Source organism: Pseudoflavonifractor sp. HNCC25GI2, from assembly GCF_058136395.1.
Genome location: NZ_JBYUOW010000001.1, coordinates 277,258 through 297,796 on the forward strand (window position 1 = coordinate 277,258; position 20,539 = coordinate 297,796).

At 54.5% G+C, this 20,539-nt stretch carries 20 protein-coding genes; 19 read left to right on the forward strand and 1 reads right to left on the reverse strand.

All coding sequences use genetic code 11. The features are described 5' to 3' along the window. Window positions 1-278 precede the first annotated feature (278 nt). Window positions 279-1,364 (forward strand): RNA-guided endonuclease InsQ/TnpB family protein, encoded by a 1,086-nt coding sequence (locus AC3YUO_RS01270; RefSeq protein ID WP_489961230.1) that lies wholly within the window; start codon window positions 279-281, stop codon window positions 1,362-1,364. Between the two features lie 197 nt (window positions 1,365-1,561). Here the strand turns inward: AC3YUO_RS01270 and AC3YUO_RS01275 are convergent, their stop codons facing one another. Next, window positions 1,562-2,911 (reverse strand): S-layer homology domain-containing protein, encoded by a 1,350-nt coding sequence (locus tag AC3YUO_RS01275; protein ID WP_489961231.1) that lies wholly within the window; start codon window positions 2,909-2,911, stop codon window positions 1,562-1,564. Between the two features lie 146 nt (window positions 2,912-3,057). On the opposite strand from AC3YUO_RS01275, the gene AC3YUO_RS01280 reads away from it, so the two are divergent. From AC3YUO_RS01280 to AC3YUO_RS01365, 18 genes are all read left to right on the forward strand, one after another. Further along, window positions 3,058-3,414 carry a helix-turn-helix domain-containing protein gene (locus AC3YUO_RS01280; protein ID WP_489961232.1) on the forward strand — a complete coding sequence of 119 codons (357 nt, stop codon included), beginning with the start codon at window positions 3,058-3,060 and terminating at the stop codon, window positions 3,412-3,414. A 236-nt stretch (window positions 3,415-3,650) separates the two neighbouring features. Continuing rightward, window positions 3,651-4,751 (forward strand): toprim domain-containing protein, encoded by a 1,101-nt coding sequence (locus tag AC3YUO_RS01285; protein WP_489961233.1) that lies wholly within the window; start codon window positions 3,651-3,653, stop codon window positions 4,749-4,751. A 588-nt stretch (window positions 4,752-5,339) separates the two neighbouring features. Continuing rightward, complete coding sequence (locus AC3YUO_RS01290) at window positions 5,340-6,161, forward strand: hypothetical protein (RefSeq protein WP_489961234.1); 822 nt, start codon at window positions 5,340-5,342, stop codon at window positions 6,159-6,161. Window positions 6,162-6,180: 19 nt separating this feature from the next. Next, the gene (locus AC3YUO_RS01295; protein WP_489961235.1) at window positions 6,181-7,356 is read left to right on the forward strand and encodes a hypothetical protein; all 1,176 of its coding nucleotides are present in this window, start codon (window positions 6,181-6,183) and stop codon (window positions 7,354-7,356) included. A 210-nt stretch (window positions 7,357-7,566) separates the two neighbouring features. Then, the gene (locus tag AC3YUO_RS01300; protein WP_489961236.1) at window positions 7,567-8,754 is read left to right on the forward strand and encodes a hypothetical protein; all 1,188 of its coding nucleotides are present in this window, start codon (window positions 7,567-7,569) and stop codon (window positions 8,752-8,754) included. Beyond that, the gene (locus AC3YUO_RS01305; protein ID WP_489961237.1) at window positions 8,751-9,023 is read left to right on the forward strand and encodes a hypothetical protein; all 273 of its coding nucleotides are present in this window, start codon (window positions 8,751-8,753) and stop codon (window positions 9,021-9,023) included. The genes AC3YUO_RS01300 and AC3YUO_RS01305 overlap by 4 nt, the downstream gene beginning before the upstream one ends. 126 nt (window positions 9,024-9,149) lie before the next feature. Further along, on the forward strand, window positions 9,150-9,674 hold the full coding sequence (locus AC3YUO_RS01310; protein WP_489961238.1) for an antirestriction protein ArdA: 525 nt from the start codon (window positions 9,150-9,152) through the stop codon (window positions 9,672-9,674). Between the two features lie 71 nt (window positions 9,675-9,745). Next, window positions 9,746-9,883 (forward strand): hypothetical protein, encoded by a 138-nt coding sequence (locus AC3YUO_RS01315; protein WP_489961239.1) that lies wholly within the window; start codon window positions 9,746-9,748, stop codon window positions 9,881-9,883. 83 nt (window positions 9,884-9,966) lie between these two features. Further along, a complete protein-coding gene (locus tag AC3YUO_RS01320; protein ID WP_489961240.1) occupies window positions 9,967-11,670 on the forward strand; it encodes a recombinase family protein in 1,704 nt (567 codons plus the stop codon). Then, the gene (locus tag AC3YUO_RS01325; RefSeq protein ID WP_489961491.1) at window positions 11,633-11,728 is read left to right on the forward strand and encodes a sporulation transcriptional regulator SpoIIID; all 96 of its coding nucleotides are present in this window, start codon (window positions 11,633-11,635) and stop codon (window positions 11,726-11,728) included. Before AC3YUO_RS01320 ends, AC3YUO_RS01325 begins: the two co-directional genes overlap by 38 nt. A gap of 94 nt (window positions 11,729-11,822) precedes the next feature. Continuing rightward, window positions 11,823-12,515, forward strand: a complete 693-nt coding sequence (locus tag AC3YUO_RS01330) for an anaerobic ribonucleoside-triphosphate reductase activating protein (RefSeq protein ID WP_489961241.1) — start codon at window positions 11,823-11,825, stop codon at window positions 12,513-12,515. Between the two features lie 209 nt (window positions 12,516-12,724). Further along, complete coding sequence (locus AC3YUO_RS01335; RefSeq protein WP_489961242.1) at window positions 12,725-15,112, forward strand: ribonucleoside triphosphate reductase; 2,388 nt, start codon at window positions 12,725-12,727, stop codon at window positions 15,110-15,112. A 103-nt stretch (window positions 15,113-15,215) separates the two neighbouring features. After that, complete coding sequence (locus AC3YUO_RS01340; RefSeq protein WP_489961243.1) at window positions 15,216-16,133, forward strand: NAD(P)/FAD-dependent oxidoreductase; 918 nt, start codon at window positions 15,216-15,218, stop codon at window positions 16,131-16,133. Next, window positions 16,117-16,659 carry a hypothetical protein gene (locus tag AC3YUO_RS01345; RefSeq protein WP_489961244.1) on the forward strand — a complete coding sequence of 181 codons (543 nt, stop codon included), beginning with the start codon at window positions 16,117-16,119 and terminating at the stop codon, window positions 16,657-16,659. Before AC3YUO_RS01340 ends, AC3YUO_RS01345 begins: the two co-directional genes overlap by 17 nt. Window positions 16,660-16,680: 21 nt before the next feature. Then, window positions 16,681-17,640: a tRNA dihydrouridine synthase gene (locus tag AC3YUO_RS01350; protein ID WP_489961245.1), complete on the forward strand. Its 960-nt coding sequence runs from the start codon at window positions 16,681-16,683 to the stop codon at window positions 17,638-17,640. Window positions 17,641-17,793: 153 nt separating this feature from the next. Beyond that, window positions 17,794-19,731, forward strand: a complete 1,938-nt coding sequence (locus AC3YUO_RS01355) for an OPT family oligopeptide transporter (protein WP_489961246.1) — start codon at window positions 17,794-17,796, stop codon at window positions 19,729-19,731. 81 nt (window positions 19,732-19,812) lie between these two features. Continuing rightward, window positions 19,813-20,175: a PqqD family protein gene (locus AC3YUO_RS01360; RefSeq protein WP_489961247.1), complete on the forward strand. Its 363-nt coding sequence runs from the start codon at window positions 19,813-19,815 to the stop codon at window positions 20,173-20,175. Continuing rightward, window positions 20,172-20,513 carry a hypothetical protein gene (locus AC3YUO_RS01365; protein ID WP_489961248.1) on the forward strand — a complete coding sequence of 114 codons (342 nt, stop codon included), beginning with the start codon at window positions 20,172-20,174 and terminating at the stop codon, window positions 20,511-20,513. The genes AC3YUO_RS01360 and AC3YUO_RS01365 overlap by 4 nt, the downstream gene beginning before the upstream one ends. The last annotated feature ends 26 nt before the right edge of the window (window positions 20,514-20,539 follow it).

Genomic DNA, 20,539 nt, shown 5'->3' on the forward strand with positions numbered 1-20,539 from the left:
AATATCGGAGACCGCTTTTCTATGATTTCTGCCGGTTCTGTTTCTACCGTTTGCTTTTCCTGCCTGTATCATGTTCCTGCCTAATTCGATTTTCCTGCCATACATTTGATTTATGACCCTCAAGCGCAGTGTATCGGGTTTCCCCCCGGGGTGGGGTTCAACCTATTATTATCTTATGCAGACCTCAAAGAAATATTCCTCATAAAGCACTATATTCTCATATTTTTCTGCATTTTCTCCTAAAATACAGTATCTATCAATAAAGGAGAGTGTTTTTTATGCCCAGCTATATCACATACCGCTACCGCCTCTATCCCAACCAGGCTCAGCGCCGTGGGATTGATACCACAATTTCCGCCTGCCGGTTTCTGTATAACGCCATGCTGACGGATAAAATCAACCAATACGAGCACACCGGCAAAGTCATCAGCTTTCCCCCAGACGATTACCTTTCTCAATATCCCGTTCTCAAAGAGATAGACCCAGGCGTGCTTTCTTACATCCAGAAGCGCCTGGAAGCCGATTTCAAGGCTTCGGATTATCTCCAAGGGAAGTACCCCCGTTTCCGAAAAACCAAGTCCAGAGGCAGCTATATTGCCATCGGAGCCGTCCTGGAGGGAAACCGGCTGACCCTGCCCGGTATTGGGGCCGTAAAGATTAAAGTACATCGTCAGGCCCCGAATCAAAAGCCGTTGAAAACTACCATCGTCCGCACGGCGGCAGGAGAGTACTATGTGTCCTTCCTCTATGTCTGCCCCGAAAGGAACAACCACATATTTTTGCCTATCACACAGGAACTGACCCTGGGGCTGGATTTCTCCGTTCCCAAGTTCTATGTGGACAGTGACGGCAATTCTCCCGACCACCCACATTTTCAAGAAGAAGCCCTACCCCAAATCAAGCGTATGCGCGCTGCCATGAGCCGCAAGCAAAAAGGGAGTGCCAGCTATGAAAAGCTGCGCCGAAAGCTGGCAAGGCTTCACCAGCACACACGCAACCGGCGGTTGGATTGGCTTCACAAGGAATCCCGGCGGCTGGCAGACCGCTATGATACCATTGTCACGGAGACCCTGAACATTCATGCCATTGCCCAGACCTTCCATCTGGGTATCCGTACCCTGGACAACGCCTATGCCACCTTCCAGCAAATGCTGGCCTACAAGTTGAAAGCGCAGGGCAAGCACTTCTACAAACTCAACCCCTATACCCCATCCTCTCAAACCTGCTCCCAATGTGGGTACATCAACCGGAACCTCACCTTGTCAGACCGATTTTGGACTTGCCCCAAATGTGGAAAATTGGTCTCACGCGACCATAACGCCGCCATCAACATCAAAAACAGAATAACCCGGCTTCATTGGTAGTAGTATATAGTATCACCGCAGGAGCTGCGGGCCGTGTCTGCCGTTGCAAGCAGAAAGCCTCGATTGGGGCGGCTCACAAAAACAATAATCAAATTGCAGACGGGGAGGTTTCGCGAACCTCCCCGCCACTTTTTCTCCGAACCACATTTTTTTCAACCCCCCGGCTGATCGTCAGCCGGGGGGTTCGTCTTGGTTGCTTACCAAATGGACTTCAGCTCGCTGATGTCGGTAAGAGCCCAACCATTTTCCTCGTAATAACCAATATCGGAAATGTGCCAGCCATCAAAAGTTAGACTAAGAACAACATCGTCATTCACCTTATAGTTGGTGCTCATAACGGTGTTTTCCCAAGCATCGATAACCGCGCTTTTCTTCTCGTCATTATACCACTCGTTGTCAACATACTGCTTATAATTGTCAAGGTAGATATCATAAGCAGCCATAATCTTCTGACGTGCCTCAGTAGATACGGTCTCACTCAAGAAAGTATCAAGGAATGTTCTGGAATCGTCCTTAAAGGCTCCGTTCTCATCAAGCCCGCCAATAATAACATCATTAAACTGTAGCTCGCTTCCAACATTCTTCACGGTGGCGGTGATTTTAGCTGTTCCAAAACCCTCCTGTGCTGGGTTTAAATAAAGTCTAAGTTCGCCATTTTCTTCATCAACGGCAACAATTCCTGCATCTCCATTAATATCGATATATTGAGATGCAATAGATTCCATGCAAGCAATAGTTTTGGTCATATTGGAGGGAGACCAAGTTCTTGCGTCCACAATGGTACTAATGCCATTATTACCAGGAATAACAACCATGCTATCCATGTCGCAGGTAATATCAATACGTCCAGGACGCCAGCTAAGTTCGCCCCCCTCTATTTTTTCCAACAGTCGGTAAACGACAGTTGCCGCCTGGGCGCGGGTCAGGGTGCCATTGGGATTGAAAGTACCGTTGCTGTCAGTTCCGCCGATAAAGCCCATAGAGTAGGAGAAGCGGACGCCCTCACGGTAGCCCTCACCGATGGAATACCAATCGGGGATGGCGCTCTCACTCACCAGAGTATCAGGAGCCAGCCCCAAGCCCTGGGCGGCACGAGCCAGTACAACAGCCATCTCCTGCCGGTTCATGGCCTTGTCCAAATCGCCTCCCAGCTCCTTGTCCTTCAACAGCCCATTCTGCAAGGCCAGGGTGTAATTGTTCTGCCACCAGGGAGCGCCGGGAACAACACTCATGGTATCCAGCTCATCCCCAAACAGCCAACGGGTCAAAACAGTAATAAAGGCTCCTCGGGTCATGGTGGCGTCAGGAGCAAAAGTCCCTACCCCATTAACAGGGGTGGTGGTGCCGGAGAACAGCCCTTGTTCGGTCATTTCCATAATCGGCTGTGCTGCCCAGTGGTTAGAAGGTACATCCGAGAAGGTCAGGTCAGCAGCCAGAGCGGGAACCGACAGGCTTGCCGCCAGCGCGCAGGCCAGAGCAGCAGATACGATTTTTCGCTTCATTGGTATCATTCCTCCCAATTTTTTTCTTTTTTCATTATCAGGCATACAGCATTTCTTGTCAAGGAGTTTAGAATTGCTATACTTCCGTACAAATATTTTACCATTCACTTAGTATTACTTCAATATAAAGTTTTACTGCTTTGTAAAAATCCTTACCATCCGATATGCTCATACTATACGGGGGTGGAGCCATGAAAGGTACTTTGGATTATACACGGATTGGAAAACGGCTGAAAGAGTTACGGGAAGAACACGGCTATACCCAGGCTGAGCTGGCCGAGGCCTTTGCTTGCAGTGATGGGTATGTGTCACAAATCGAACGGGCCATCTCCGCGCCCAGCCTGGAATTTTTGCTTCGGGCCTCCATGCTCTACCGTGTCCCGGTGGACTACCTGTTGTTGGGTTCTGGAATGGTTCTCCCGGAAATCGAGTTTGACGGGCGTATCAAAGCACAGCTGAAACAAGCCCACCCGGCCACACTACGAGCCATAGTTGATATGATTGACATTCTCCTTGCGCAGCAGGATGAACTGCAAACAGACCTGTAATTTCAAGTGCTCCCAATCCGGGGGCGCTTTTTTTGTGCTCAGACACATTTTTGCCGGGGGTCAAACATTCCAGCCTGATATTCCGTTTCTGAAATGTATAACTTATACATGAGAACAAGATATCGTACACCCGATATCTTGGCACAGGGAGGAGAATTTTCCCCCTCTCAAAGGGAAAATTCCCTTCCCTGTTAGATACTCACAAAAAAAAGATGGTCAATAGGAGGGCATTCGTTATGACCAACGGGAAAGACATTTTGAACCGAAAGCATAGATATAAGCACTACGGTAAAGACAGAATCAACAAAATTTGCAGCTGTGATTTACAGCAGTTCCTACTCTGGTATGATGAAAGCCTGCTGGAACTGCGGGGCAGGAATTTTGTTCTGAACCAAGAGAACACCATAGACACCATCGTTGTGTACCCCAACATGGGATATGTCCCATATACCGGAAGGAGTTTCACCCCAATCGAAGTGTTGGTTGATGTGCTGGGTATCGGATACGCCGACGCCCTGTATGGATTGAACTATTTTTATTATAAAGTAGAAAAACAACCTCTGGCCACACAGCTGGTCAACTGGAGCGCATTAAGCTACTCCAACCGCTGCGCCGCCGGGAAGAATGAAACGCTGGACTTGAATACCATCCTCACAGAAGATTTGTTTCAAAGCCAGGTCACAGACCAAAAGAATTATGCCTACACCAGAGCGATTGCCTACCTTTCCAACCGGAGAGGGATTTCAACCGATATCGTGCTCAACTTCATAAAGCAAGGCTTTTTGAAGATGGACAAGCAGTATAACCTGTGCTTTGTTGCTTACGCCGACCCACTTGCCAAGCTGGAGGTGACGGCTATCTCCAAAAAAGGAACCACCGACAAGAAATTCTGTCCCAACTATGTAAAAGAACACAACGAAGGTTTCTTCTATGCCAGGAAGGACGCATTGGAAAGCCGCTCCTACCGGGAGCTATATATCTTTGAAAGCCCAATCGACCTAATGTCCTTCCTGTCATTGAAACAGGAGCACCGTATCCAGCTTGATGAACATGACCCCAACTGCTGTTACATCTCTCTGAACGGAGCCGGGAACCAAGGATTTGTCAAAAAGGTTTTGGAACGCTACCCCTCCATTCAGAAGGTCAATCTGTGCCTGGACAACGACACCAAGGGCATGGAGGGCGCAAAGTCCATCCAGCAGCAGCTCTCTGGCCGCTGTACGGTGGAGGACTTGCGCCTCCTGTTCCTGAAACCGGCCAGCTTGGAAACCAAGGAATACTGCAAAGACTATAACGAACTGCTGCTCAGCAGCTGGCGCGGTCAGGCTTCTGCCTGATCGCGCCCCCAGCTCCGCCCCGGCGGGAAAACATTGTGCGTCTGCGGACGCACCCAACGGCGTGTCCCAATGGGGAGACACGCCGTTTTTTCTGCCTGCAAACCCTTTGCATGGTCATGCTGATTTGGGTGCAGGGCAGAAAAAGGCTTGTTCTGAACGGGGTTGCCGCCTCTTACGGCAGACCCCGCCAGAACAAGCAAACGAGGGACGAAGGACGGGGGTTTGGCGGTCTGCTCACCGACAACGCCGTTCACAGACAGCCCCCAAAGGGCTATGTCTGTTCTCTGGACGGTGACCCCGCGCCCATCATCCCAAAGGGATGGATGTCCGTTCCCCGGCTTTCATTCCGAATGAAAACCGGGCGGGGCTTCGGCTGGATATTTTGGCTACGCCATGCAAAATACCGGGCTTGTTCTCTCGCAGGCTCGAAAACAGTCTTTTTCAAAGACACGCCCTTCCATCCTTGGCAGACCGCCGGGGACGGGGGACGGGGGCTAATTTGCAGGGGGTAGAACCATTTCTGATGATAAAGATGGAGGGTATCGCCTAACATACAACAAAACCAAAAAGTAAGGAGGTTTATGTTGTATGCGGAAATTCAATACCAAAAACCCCACCGAAATGAAGATACTTCATATTCTCGCCTATGGTGAGGGCGTCATCCATCGGGACGATTTCATCAAGTACAGCAATAAGACACTGCTATCTCGTTACAAGACTGCCGGCCTGCTGAAACCTTATCCAGCCGGAGAAAAGGGACTGTATCAAATCACCGAACAGTTCAAGCAGGCCTACCGGCAGCAGATAGACCCAGACCACAAGTTTTCTGGAAGTCATGCTTCTGAACACGCCAGCGGGGTGAATCGTGTACTGAGCCAACTACCAGCACAGGCCCAGTTAAAAAGCGGTTGCGAACTGCAATGGGAACATCGCCTGGAACAGCTCAATGCGCATAGCCCCTATCATGCAAGAGCCAGCCACCTGCTTCACCTGAATCAGCAGGCGTTTTACAAGGCCCAGGCCGCATTGGACGCCGCCCAGAACCAATCCCAGCGTGCTTTTCTGTTGGAGCAAAGGGAACAGGCCAGACAGAAGCTGGCTCAATCAGCCAATCTTCAAAACCGCTGCTCTACCCCCGATTTGGCCGTTACATTGACCCGTGACCAGCTGTGTGATTTTCTCCAGCGCCAGCGGGAGGAATGGGAACAGCCGCGCTCTCGCTTTCAACAAGAGCTGTATCAGAGGAGTATTCAACGCATGGAGCAGCTGGTTTCTTCTGCCCAACCTGTTGTGACACTGTTTATTGAAATCGTCACTGACAACTATGGCCGGGATGATATCCAGGCCAAGGAAAATTGGAGCTACTGTACCGAAAACAGCCCTATCATTTATATCCCAGCAAAAATTTGATTTTCAGGAGGTTTTTCTAATGAATTATAAGATTTTTAAGTATAGAAATATTTTTCCGGCAGATATCACTGAGCCGGAGCAAATGCTTTTGAAGCTCATGTGGATTTGGGACTTTCCCCTTCACCAGAGAAGTGTCCGTATCATCCTTAAACCCTTTGTCTGTGATGAATTGGTACCCAAACTACTTGAACGCATGGTAGATGGAAAGTATCTGGTGAAGAAGGATACCGGCCTGGGCGCTTTCTATGGCCTGGCAGCAAAAAGCAAACGGTATCTGGACTACAACAAAGAACACTGCCCCCACCGAACCACCGAAATTCCAGACCGAACCCTTTGCACCAATCTGATGAAGGGAGAGCTGTGCGCCGAAGCCATCGTCAGGGTTGCCGTTACGGTCTATATGGAGGCCTGGGGCTCCTGGACAAGTCTCCAACGAAGTGTCTATATCCAGGAGAAGAACTTTGACCCGGATGGCTTTCGGTGCTGCCTGGACGCCGCAGACACCTCTACCATTGATGTTCTGCCCCGGTCAATTCTTGACCAGGACAAACTGACCGCAGCAATCGCCAAGGCATTCCAGGCTGGCGAAATGCCGTTTACAGACGACCAGAAAAACCTGATTTATGACTGGGAGCGGTGGCCCTTCCTGGAAACGATTAACCGTTACGATATTGCGAACCACGCAAAAATGCGGTTTTCCGCGCAGAGAAAGGCCCTTGGCCTGATAAATACAGAAGAAAAGGCCAAACGCCACCAGGAGCTGACTGCCCAGCTAAATATAGCCCAGCAATTCCTGGAAGGAATCAGCCCTCACTGTGCCATTTACCCCTACAACGGTAGTAACAGCCACGGAAAAGTCATCTCCCCTCAAATTTTGGAGTACAACGGCATTGTGCTTACGCTCTCCAACGCCCAGCTGTCCTTCCATGTGTTCAACGACTGCGTCAACGGACTTAGAAGAGATACCCTGCTCTCCCGCATTGATATCGCCCTCTCCCTGGCCGAAACGATTGGCTGCGAGCACCGTATCACCGTCCATACCTTGGAAGAAAACAAGACCGTCATGCAGAAAAACATTGCTTGGATACTGCGAAACAAGAAGCTGCCGGATGACCCCGAAATTGATATCAAAACTGTCTCCACCAAAAACCCGGCAACCAAGTACGACACCATATCCAGCCTCAAATCTAAATAATTTCTGTTGGAGCAAATCTGTTGGGCCGCAATGGATTTGCTCCATTTTTACATATAATTCGCAATATTGATATTACGGCATTCTATTGACATTTGCCCCATTTATGTGGAATGCTATGTGTGCAAGCCGGACATGAGGCCTTGCGGAGTGGCTCCCACAAGGCGGCTTGTGTATCGCGATACTCCTACAAAATTAAAGGAGTTGTTCCAAATGAAAAAGATGTACCATAAAAATGAAGTAATTTTTCCTTTTAATGTTGAAGCACCGGAGCAAATGCTGTGCTCAACGATGTGGATTTTGAACTTCCCACTTCATGAGAGAAGTGTCCGCACTATTCTCAAACCGTTTGTTTGTGATAATCAGGTACCCAGACTACTTGAACGCATGGTGGACGGAAAGTATCTGGTGGAAAAGAGTACGAGCCTGGGCACATTCTATGGCCTTACTGCAAAAAGCCAAGGCTATTTGGATTACAAAAAGGAACACTACCCTCATCGCACCATGGAAATCATTGATTCCTCTCTCTGCACCAATTTGATGAAGGGGGAACTGTGTGCCTCCGCTATTGTGAGTGCGGCGGCTAAGGTCTATGTGGCCGCCTGGAATGCTCTTCCGAAATCAAACAGGGATGCCTACATGAGGGATAATAGCATTGACCCAGAGGCTTTTCAGCACTGTGTCAATGCTGCTGATACCGCCACCATTGATGTGCTTCCCAGGTCTGTGGTCAAACAGGACGCGCTTATTACGGCGGTGGCCGAGGCTTTTGAATCTGGTGACATCCCCTTCACTGATGAACACAGGATGATGATTCTTAGAGAAGCCAAACTCTCGTTGTTGGGAGCTATGATGAGTTATGACGATTTAATCCGCCAGAAAATGAGGCTCATTGCTCAAAGAAACAGCCTTGGCAGCAAAAATACCAAAATGAAGGCAAAGCAATTTCCGAAGTTGACCAAGCGTCTTGAAAAAATAGAGTCTTTTTTGGAAAGCTGTGAAAAAAGATGCACAATCTCTCTCATCAACGGCCAAACCAAAGTTGTGTCCAATGACCTTTTGGCGCGTAATGGCGTTGGCATGAGTGTTCTCCCGCCTGATGATGACCTTGTCATCCATGTATTTGACGACTGTATCAATGGACTGACAAGAGATACCTTAGTGAGGCGGATGGAGATTGCGCTCTCGTTGACAAGGGCCCTAAACTATGCCCCCCACATCACGGTTTATACACTGGCAGAAAACCGGGGTATCGTATATGACAATGTTATTTGGATGATGCGTAACAGAAAAGTACCTCTTGACCTGAAAATCAATATAAAGTCTGTGTTTTATGAGAATCCAGCATCTCAAGATGAAACACTGGCCAGCATAAAAAAGACTAAAGAGGTGGTTTTATGAATCATACCACTTGCGATTTCCTGTCTATGCAGCAAGCCCAGAAACATATCTACTTAGTCAAGCACCAGAGCCAAGAATACCATGTGTTGGCCCTCTACACCGCCAGCAAGAAAAGAAAGATGGTTCATGCCGAGTTCTACCTGATGGATGATGGAAAACTTACGCTTCTCTTTGAAGATGACAGACCAGGGACGCTGGCCGCTGAGGACAGCTGTTTTGATGTGGGCTGTGAAATTCTGGAAAGAAATTTTGGCCCATTTATAGAGTAACTTTCATTCGGAGGATGTTTTGCCCCAGGCGGGTTTTTCTGATAATCTTCGCCCCGAAAATCTATAATACAACATCTATATTCTCACAGTGTATCGCCCGAAAAGCGCAGGCAGAAAGGATGTTGTATGATGATTGATGTGTATGTTGCCAATATAGAAAGGTATCTCTCCGGCGCAGCGCATGACGGCGTGTGGGTGTCCTTCCCCGCAAAGCCGTCTGTTCTGAACAAGACCCTGGATGAAATCGGCGTAGGTGTAGCAGACGAATATTTCACCCCGGCGGCGGAAAGCGAACTGGACGGCCTGACTTCCGTTATCGGTGAGTATGAAAGCCTGGGGCAAATCAACGCTCTGGCCCGTGCCTTGGTTCTCCTGGATGAAAGCGACCTTCAAAAGGTGGAGGCGATTTTAGACCTGGAAAGCCCCTCCCTTCCACAGCTGATGATGATTTTGGAGGTATTGGACGATTACGATTTTTGGCCGGATATTCACACTGACGAGGACTTGGGCCGCTACTGTGTGGACGAGCTGGGAGCCTTGAATGTCCCCGACCATCTTAGAAACTACATTGATTACGAGGCATACGGGCGTGACATTCGTCTGGAAAGCTCTGGCGGTTTTGCAGCTGGCGGTTTTCTGTTCACCCCATGAAGCAGTCAGTTTCGCCGTCATAACGGATATACCCATATCATAGAATACTACCAAAGAGAGGAGGCGTGTGTATGGGACAAGCCGTGGCTCACGCGGCCATCGGCACGAAAGATAACGAAGAATTAAGACGCAAAGTGACTGATGTATTGGCTGACGCTGTGGCTCAGGCCATAGCAACAAGTATTATCAACGCTGTTACCGCAGGTTGATACATAACAGGGGGGTGCCGCTGCACCCCCCTGTTTATATAAATGAAACTCATGATTATATTCAGAAAGGATGCACAGCATTTATGAATAGAACTGTTTCCAGCGGCGAGCGAGCTACGGCGTATTGCCGGGTTTCTACCAATAAAACAGAGCAGGAGTTGAGCTTAGAGAACCAGATTGCCTTTTTCAGTGAGTATGTCGGTAAGCGTGGTGATACGCTGGTAGAGATTTATGCCGAAAAAGGAAAGTCAGCCACAAAAATGATGAACCGGCCAGAGTTGCAGCGCCTGATAAAAGACGCCAAGGCCGGAAAGTTCAAGCGTGTGTATATCAAAGACATTTCCCGTGCATTTCGTAACACATTTGATTTCATCAGTGTTTCCCGTGAGCTGTCACAACACGGAGTTGTTTTTCACATCCTGGGGATGGGTGACAGTGGGAAAGATGTAGACGAGTTTATCCTGAATCTCATGGCAATGGTGGCCGAACAAGAGAGCAGAAAGATGTCTGAGCGGGTCAAATTTGGAAAGGCCATTGGACGGGAGGAGGGTGTTGTCCCCAATTTTGTGTTTGGGTATGACAAGATTGACCGTACCACATTGAAAATCAACCCCAAGGAGGCGTTTTGGGTCAAGCGCATTTTTGACCTCTATACCGAGCATGGATGGGGGCAATGCAGGATTGCGGAGGAGCTGTTCAAGAATAAGGTACAGACAAAGAAGCTAAAAGACGGGGAACCCAATTTTGTGTGGTCTACAACCACAGTCGGACACATCCTGCGGCATGAAATCTATACCGGGAAATTGGTTTCTGGCAAGCAGTCCATGAAGAACCTCTACAATAATGAGCGAGTAGAAATACCGGAAGAAAAATGGGTTGTCCATGACCGCCCGGAGCTGCGCATTATCTCGGATGAACAGTTTGAAAAAGCAAAGAAGATTGCAGAAGAATCTGGCAGACAGCTGAAAAGCAATATGAGTAAAGGCCGCTCCAGCAACAAGCACCTGTTTTCCAACATCATCAAATGTGGCAGCTGCGGCTTCTCCTTCCGCAGGTGGACACGAAAGCCAGGCCCTAACAACCGATATGTCAATGAGTACGCATGGTGGACTTGTTCGCGCCGTGCGGCCTATGGGAAGGACAGCTGCCAGGCTGACCATGTAAGAATAGATGAGGATTGGCTGTTGTCTGGACTCACGAACTTATTCAGTCATATTATCAGTCGGCGTGAGGAGTTCTTTTCCAGCATTGAAAAGAAATGCAACGAATATGTCAAGCTGTATATTGCCGAACAGTCTGGCGTTGATGTGGACAAGCTCAAGCAGCAGGCCGAAGAATTGAATAAGCAGCGAACCCGTATCAAAGATATGGTAAAGCGGGGCCTGATTGAAATGGACGAAGCCGAGCAGGATATGATACCCATTAACGAAGAACTGAAACGCATTAGGGTTGCCCTTTCCGCTGCGGACAAAACAGAGGAACTGACGAAGCGGGTCAAGGCCAGTGTGAAGGAATTTATCAAAAATTTTACGGCAGAGGACTTCACCAAGAATCTGGATAATATCCGCCTCAAGAAAATTGTCCGTGAAATTCGGGTTGTTTCCAAGGAAGAAATCTATGTCTATTTCAATATGGGAGAGAACGGAATTGATATTCCATTTTCCCTCACAGACACCTTCGTTGACGACACCGATTACCACCACGGCACACAAGGATCTGGCCGAGCGCCTGCCCGCCTTCAACCGCACGCTGTACCTCCAGGTAAAGCAGGTGCTGGAGGAAAATAAGGCCGAGCGGCATATACGAGGAGGAATCGCAACCAGGAGAAAATACAAAGGGGAGTGAATTTTTCGGGAAAACGGGCCGTTGACAGGGGCGGACACCGGGACTACAATGGGAGAGAATCGACACCGCCCCGGGCGGAGAGGGAGGCTCCCACATGGACATTCAGGGTCTTCAGAAGCTGACGCTGCTGGACTACCCGGGCAAGGTGGCCTGCACCGTATTTCTGGGGGGCTGCAACCTGCGCTGCCCCTTCTGCCACAACGGAGAGCTGGTGCTCACGCCTGGCCCCGCCCTGATGAATCTGGAGGAGCTGCTCACCTTCCTGGACCGGCGCCGGGGCCTTTTGGACGGCGTGTGCATCACCGGGGGCGAGCCTCTGCTGCGGCCCGAACTGCCCCGGCTGCTGGAGGCTGTGAAGGAAAAGGGCTTCCTCCTGAAGCTGGACACCAACGGCGGCTTTCCCCGGGCTCTGGAGGACGTGATCCGCCGGGGCCTTGTGGACTACGTGGCCATGGACATCAAAAACAGCCCCGACCGCTACCCCGAGACCGCCGGAGTGCCCGGTCTGGATGTGGAACCCTACCGGGAGAGCGCGGCCCTGCTGCTGGAGGGCAGGGTGGACTACGAGTTCCGCACCACGGTGGTGCGGGAACTCCACAATGAGGACTCCTTCCGGGCCATCGGCCCCTGGCTGAAGGGGGCCAGGCGGTACTTCCTCCAGGCCTTTGTGGACCGGGACACGGTGCTCTCTCCCGGTCTGCGCCCCTGCTCCCGGGAAGAAATGGAGGGCTTTGCCGCCCTGGTCCGGCCCTTCATCCCCCAGGTGGAGCTGCGGGGGGTTGACTAATTTTTCTTTTGGCGAGGATGACAAAAACCATCCTCGCCTTTTTGTGCACCAAAACAATATATTGTGTTTATTCCAAAAAAGGAAAACCATATATTGACGCAAACGGGGCTGCGTGCTATAGTTAAGGGGCGCAGTACCGCCGGGATGATTCCCGGCTTTTCTTGCCATAATACCAGAAAAGATACCAAAGACAAGGTGGAGGGATTGTCATGTACCAGGTAACCAAACGGGACGGCGCCGCCGCCGAATTTGAGCTTTCAAAAATCAGCGCGGCCATCACCAAGGCCTTTCAGGCCGTCAACAAGCAGTTTCACCCCAGCGTCATTGACATGCTGGCCCTGCGGGTGACCGCCGACTTTGAGCCCAAGATCAAGGACGGCCGCATCGCCGTGGAGGATATTCAGGACAGCGTGGAGAAGGTATTGTCCGAGGCGGGCTACGCCGATGTGGCCAAGGCCTACATTCTCTACCGCAAGCAGCGGGAGAAGATCCGCAACGTCAACTCCGCTCTGCTCAACTACAAGGACCTGGTGGATGACTACCTCCAGATCAACGACTGGCGGGTGAAGGAGAACTCCACCGTCACCTACTCCGTGGGCGGCCTCATTCTCTCCAACTCCGGCGCCATCACCGCCAACTACTGGCTCAGTGAGATCTACGACCAGGAGGTGGCCGACGCCCACCGCAGCGCCGACATCCACATCCATGACCTCTCCATGCTCACCGGCTACTGCGCCGGCTGGTCTTTAAAGCAGCTCATCCAGGAGGGACTGGGGGGCATTCCCGGAAAAATCACCTCCGCTCCCGCCAAGCACCTGTCCACCCTCTGCAACCAGATGGTGAACTTCCTGGGCATCATGCAGAACGAGTGGGCGGGCGCCCAGGCCTTCTCCTCCTTCGACACCTACCTGGCCCCCTTCGTCAAGGTGGACAACCTGACCCAGAAGGAAGTCAAGCAGTGCATCCAGTGCTTTGTCTACGGCGTGAACACTCCCTCCCGCTGGGGCACCCAGGCTCCCTTCTCCAACATCACCCTGGACTGGACGGTACCCAAGGACCTTGCGAACCAGCCTGCCATCGTGGGCGGCAAGGAGATGGACTTTACCTACGGGGACTGCAAGAAGGAAATGGACATGGTCAACCGCGCCTTCATCGAGATCATGATCGAGGGCGACGCCAACGGCCGCGGCTTCCAGTACCCCATCCCCACCTACTCCATCACCCGGGACTTCGACTGGTCCGAGACGGAGAACAACAAGCTCCTCTTTGAGATGACCGCCAAGTACGGCACCCCCTATTTCTCCAACTACATCAACTCCGACATGGAGCCCTCCGACGTGCGGTCCATGTGCTGCCGCCTGCGCCTGGACCTCCGTGAGCTGCGCAAAAAGTCCGGCGGCTTCTTTGGCTCCGGCGAGTCCACCGGCTCTGTGGGCGTGGTCACCATCAACCTGCCCCGCATCGCCTATCAGGCCAGCGACGAGGCCGACTTCTATAAGCGCCTGGACAAGCTCATGGACATCGCCGCCCGCAGCCTGAAAACCAAGCGCACCGTCATCACCAAGCTGCTGGACGCGGGCCTCTATCCCTATACAAAGCGTTATCTCGGCACCTTTGATAACCATTTCTCCACCATCGGCCTCATCGGCATGAACGAGGTGGGCCTCAACGCCAAGTGGCTCCAGCAGGACCTCACCCATCCCGCCACCCAGGCCTTTGCCAAGGACGTGCTCAACCACATGCGTGAGCGCCTCTCCGACTATCAGGAGGCCTACGGTGACCTCTACAACCTGGAGGCCACCCCCGCCGAGTCCACCACCTACCGCTTTGCCAAGCACGACAAGGCCCAGTTCCCCGATATCATCACCGCCAACGAAAACGGCACCCCCTACTACACCAACTCCTCTCACCTGCCTGTGGGCTACACCGAGGACATCTTCTCCGCCCTGGACATCCAGGACGAGCTGCAGACTCTCTACACCTCGGGCACCGTGTTCCACGCCTTCCTGGGTGAGAAGCTGCCCGACTGGAAGGCGGCGGCCAACCTGGTACGGAAGATTGCGGAGAATTACCGGCTCCCCTACTACACCATGTCCCCCACCTACTCCGTCTGCGCCGACCACGGCTACCTCACCGGCGAGCAGCACGTCTGCCCCTACTGCGGCAAGGAGGCCGAGGTATACAGCCGCATCACCGGCTACTACCGTCCGGTGAAGAACTGGAACGACGGCAAGACCCAGGAGTTCAAGGACCGGAAGGTGTACGACATCGGCCGCTCCCACCTGCGCCGGGCCGGCATTGCCGGAAGTCAGGTTACGGTGGAAGCCCGGCCTGCCGCCCCCACCCTCTCCGGAGAGCTGATGCTCTTTGCCACCCGCACCTGCCCCAACTGTGCCCAGGCGGAAAAGCTGCTGGGTCAGGCCGGGGTTCCCTACCGGAAGGTGCTGGCCGAGGAGAACCCCGACCTCACCGTACGCTATGGCGTACGCCAGGCCCCCACTCTGGTGGTGGAGGACGGCAAGGCCCCCGTGAAGCTGGTTGGCCTGGGCGCCATCCGCACCTTCCTGGACGAGATTCGTCCCGCCAGCGTGGGCTGAGCGTTGCATTTTCCCCCTGTCTGCGGTACAATGAAGGCGGCCCCGGTTCTTCCGGGGCCGCCTTTTTCCATCAACCTTACATCCACAAGGGAGGAGTTTCACCATGTATGACGTAATTGTAGTGGGCGGAGGCCCTGCGGGCCTGACTGCCGCCCTGTATGCCGCCCGGGCGGGCAAGGACGTGCTGGTGTTGGAGGGCGAGAGCACCGGAGGCCAGATCCAGTACTCCCCCCTGGTGGACAACTACCCCGGTCTGCCCGGCATGAGCGGCGCCCAGTTTGCCCAGGCCCTGACGGAGCAGGTCCAGGCCCTGGGGGTCCATGTGCGCATGGAGGAGGTCACCTTCCTGCGCACCCAGAACGGTCTTTTTGAGCTGACCACCCCCCAGGGGCGCTATTCCGCCACCGCCCTGGTGCTGGCCACGGGCGTGAGCCACCGGAAGCTGGGCCTTCAGGGGGAGGACGACCTCATCGGGCTGGGTGTGTCCTACTGCGCCGTGTGCGACGGAGCCTTCTACCAGGGGCGGCCTGTGGCCGTGGTAGGCGGTGGGGACACCGCCCTCCAGGAGGCCCTGTTCCTCTCCGCCCGGTGCTCCAAGGTGACCGTCATCCACCGCCGGGACCTGTTCCGGGGAGAGAGCCGCCTGGTGCAGCAGCTGCGGGAGAAAAACAATGTGGAGTTCCGGCTCAGCTGCACGGTGGAGACGCTCCAAAGCGGCCCCGAGGGCCTCACCGGCCTGACCTTGCGGGATTTGAAGCAGGACAAGACCCTGGACCTCCCTGTGGACGGTCTCTTCGTGGCCGTGGGCCAGGAGCCCCACAGCCAGGTCTTTGCCAACCTGGTGATGACCGACGACCAGGGCTACTTCCTGGCCGGGGAGAACTGCGCCACCAGCCTGCCCGGCGTCTTTGCCGCCGGGGACTGCCGGGTCAAGTCGGTGCGGCAGCTCACCACTGCCGTTGGCGACGGGGCCGTGGCCGGTCTGGCCGCCAGCGCCTACGTGGATGGCCGGCAGAAGTGAGTCCATCCGCAGCCTGTGCCGCCGGACGGCAGTGTGCGGGCTGTGCGCCGGGCTGTCCGTGGTGCTGATGGCGGTGGGCAGCGCCTTCGGCGTGCTGACCTATGTGTGCCCCATGCTGGCGGGCATCCCGGTCTATCTGGTGCGCCGGGCCTGGGGGACCCGTACCGCCCTGTGCCTGTGGGCGGCTTCGGGCCTTTTAGGGCTGATGCTGGTGCCCGACCGGGAGATGGCTGCCCTGTTTCTGGGTCTTGTGGGCTGGTACCCGGCGGTCAAGCCCACACTGGACCGTCTGCCCAGTCTGGTACGCCGCCTGGCCAAGGGGGCCTGCTTCGGCGCGGCCCTGCTGCTCCTCTACGCCGCCCTGCTGGCCCTCATGGGCCTGGACGCCCTGGGCCTGGGCCCGGCGTGGGAAAACCTGCTGCTCTGGCTCATGGGCGTGGGCACCCTGGCCCTCTACGACACGGCCCTGCTGCGCCTGGCTCCCGGGCTGGAGCGGCGGCTGGGATGCGTCCTTTTTCATCCATAACCCACAGGAGGGAACACCCACTTGGAATATTACTTTGCCCCCATGGAGGGAGTTACCGGCGCTCTGTACCGCCGCATCCACCACAAATACTTCCCCGGCGTGGACGCCTACTACATGCCCTTTCTCACCCCCACCCGGGACCGTGTGTTCACCCCCCGGGACCTGCGGGAGACCGCTCCCGAGCACAACCAGGGCTTCCGGGCGGTGCCCCAGCTCCTGACCCGGGACAGCGGGGATTTCTGCTGGGCGGCCAATGCCCTCTTTGATATGGGCTATGACGAGGTCAACCTGAACCTGGGCTGTCCCTCCGGCACCGTGGTGGCCAAGGGCAAGGGGGCCGGGCTGCTTTCCGACCTCTCCGCCCTGGAGGAACTGCTGGACGGCATCTTCGCCGGGGTTCAGGGGCCGGTGTCGGTAAAGACCCGGCTGGGCCTGGAATCCCCGGAGGAGTTCGGACCCCTGCTGGAGCTCCTGTCCCGCTACCCCATCTCCCTGCTCATTGTCCACCCCCGGGTGCGGAAGGATTTTTATAAGGAGCCGGTGCGCCGGAAAGAATTTTCACTGGCCCACCGGGACTACCCCGGTCTTCTGTGCTACAACGGTGGGCTGTTCACCCCGGAGGACTGTGAAGCCCTTCTCCGGGACTATCCCAGGGTACAGTCCCTTATGCTGGGTCAAGGGCTGCTGCGAAACCCCGCCCTCATCCGTCAGGCCAAGGGCGGCCCGCCTCCCACCGTGGAGGAGCTGCGGGCTTTCCACGACGAGCTCTATCACAGCTATCTGGAGGCCTTCCGCAGCGGGCGCAACACCATCTTCCATATGAAGGAGCTGTGGAGCTACCTGGGCACCCTGTTTGAGGGAAGTGAAAAGCTTCTCAAGCAGATCCGCAAGGCTCAGGACACCGCCCACTATGAGGGCGCGGTGGAGCAAATCTTCCGTACTCTGCCCATCCGCTGCACCCCGGCGGACAGCGGTGTATAATCTTCCACTGGATACATTCGGAGAAATTTCCGAGAAAACTTGACGAGCCAAAGATATTTTAATAAAATGGTGAGGTTGTGTGTTATGTTCCTGTCGCAGAAGTGAGTATGGAGCGTCCTCCGCACAGCAAATAGACAGAAGGGAACGAATATCGTGGAAGAGAAAAAATTCCAACCTTATGTTCCGGCAGACAAGGTCATGCCTGAGTTCACGGTGGTCTCCATCGTCCTGGGCGCTATTCTGGCCATTGTCTTCGGCGGAGCAAACGCGTACCTTGGCCTGCGCGTGGGTATGACGGTGTCTGCCTCCATCCCCGCCGCGGTCATCTCCATGGGAGTTATCCGCAAGATCCTGCGCCGCGACTCCATTCTGGAGAACAACATGGTCCAGACCATCGGTTCCGCCGGTGAGTCCGTGGCCGCCGGTGCCATCTTCACTCTGCCTGCCCTGTTCATGTGGGCAAAGGATGGTCTTTGCGATGTACCCTCCCTGGTGGAGATCGGTCTCATCGCCCTGTGCGGCGGTGTGCTGGGCGTTCTGATGATGATCCCCCTGCGCAGCGCTCTGATCGTCAAGGAGCACGGCGTGCTGGCCTACCCCGAAGGACAGGCCTGTGCCGAGGTGCTCATTGCCGGTGAAGAGGGCGGCGCCAAGGCCTCCACCGTGTTCTCCGGTCTGGGCATCGCTGCCCTCTACAAGTTCATTGCCGATGGTCTGAAGCTGTTCCCCAGCGAGATCACCTACGACATCGCCCCCTACAAGGGTTCCGGCGTCGGCATTGACGTGCTGCCCGCTCTGGCCGGTGTGGGCTATATCTGCGGCGTGAAGGTGTCCTCCTATCTGTTCGCCGGCGGCGTGCTGGGCTGGTTCGTCATCATGCCTCTGATGGCCCTGTTCGGCGGCGACCTGGTTCTGTTCCCCGCGGACAAGACCATCAACGAGCTGATCGCTGCCCCCGGCGGCGTGTCCAACCTGTGGAGCAACTTCCTGCGCTATATCGGCGCCGGCGCCGTGGCCTGCGGCGGTGTGCTCAGCCTCATCAAGTCCCTGCCCCTCATCGTGCGCACCTTCAAGGATGCCATGGGCGACTACGGCAAGGGCCGGAGCAACAGCACCCTGCGCACTGAGCAGGACATCTCCATGAAGATCGTTCTGCTGGGCATCCTGGTGGTGGCCGTGGTGATGTGGCTGCTGCCCGTCATCCCCCTGAACCTGTTCACCGCCCTGATTGTCATCGTCTTCGGCTTCTTCTTTGCCACCGTGTCCTCCCGGATGGTGGGTCTCATTGGTTCCTCCAATAACCCCGTCTCCGGCATGGCCATCGCCACCCTGCTCATCTCCACCCTGCTGCTGAAGGCCACCGGCAACGACGGCATCAACGGCATGATCGCCGCCATTGTCATCGGCGGTATCATCTGCGTCATTGCCGCCATCGCCGGCGATACCTCCCAGGACCTGAAGACCGGCTTCCTGGTGGGCGCCACTCCCAAGAAGCAGCAGATCGGCGAGCTGATCGGCGTGGCGGTGTCCGCCGTGGCCATCGGTGCCATCCTGTACCTGCTGAGCAACGCGTGGGGCGGCTACGGCACTGAGGACCTGCCCGCTCCCCAGGCAGTCCTGATGAAGATGATCGTCGAGGGTGTTATGGGCGGCAACCTGCCCTGGAACCTGGTGTTCGTGGGCGTGTTCATCGCCCTGGTGGTGGAGGTGCTGGGCATCCCGGTACTGCCCTTCGCCATCGGCCTCTATCTGCCCATCTACCTGTCCGTGCCCATGGTGCTGGGCGGCCTGCTGCGCTGGTACCTGGAGAAGCGCAAGTACGCCTCTGAGAAGGCCAAGGACAACGTGGTTCAGTCCGGTGTTCTGTACTCCTCCGGCCTCATCGCCGGCGAGGGTATCGTAGGCATCCTGCTGGCTGTGCTGGCGGTCATCCCCATGGGTCTGAACGCCGAGGGCAAGACCCTCTACCTCAGCGACAAGATCAACATCAGCGAGCTGTTCTCCATCGGCAACATCGGCGGCCTGGTGTGCTTTGCCCTGATTCTGCTCTCCATTTACTTCTTCGCCACCAAGGACAGCAAGAAGAAATAAAACATTGTCTTTTTTCAAGCCGGGCTGTATACTTGTGTATGCGGCCCGGCTTGGGCTATTTATCCATGAGGAGAAACCGATATGGCCAGTAAAAAGAACAACAACTATTTGGATTTCATCCCCATCATAAATCCCCAAAACGACTGGAGCGAGGACGAGGAGGGCATTGTCACCATCCATATGGTCCACCGCGGCTTCTACGCTGCCATCGCGCAGAAGTTCTTCCACACGCCCCGGGTCAGCCACATCAAGTTGGACGAGTACGGCAGCTTTCTCTGGAAGGAGCTGGATGGCCGGCGCACCGTGGGCCAGCTGGCCCAGCGGATGAAGGAGCAATTCGGCGACAAGGCCGAGCCTCTCTATGACCGGCTGGTACACTATATGCAGATTTTGCACAACAACAAGTTTATCTTGTTTCAGGGAAAGGATCGGGTGAAGTCTTGAGTACGCCGCAGATCATTCTGGGCATTTTGGCCTTCGCCCTGGTCACCGCTGTGCTGTATACCTGGGGTCTTCATAAAAGCATGACCCAGCAGGAGGACCTGGAGCGGATTTTGCTGAGCAAAAGCGCCCGGAAGGTGGTAAACTATCTGAAAAAGCACGAAAGCATTTCCCTGGAGGAGATGGGCCGGCTGTGCAAGGACGTAAAGGCAGGACAATTCTGGTCCAGGAAAAAGGCTGCCGTACAAAGCCCTCGGCTATTTGCCCCCAAGCTGGCCCAGTATATGACGGAGCAGCTGCTGGTCAAGGAGCTGCCCGGCGGCCGCTTTTGTCTAAGATAAGCAGTTTTTGAAAGGAGCAAAACAAT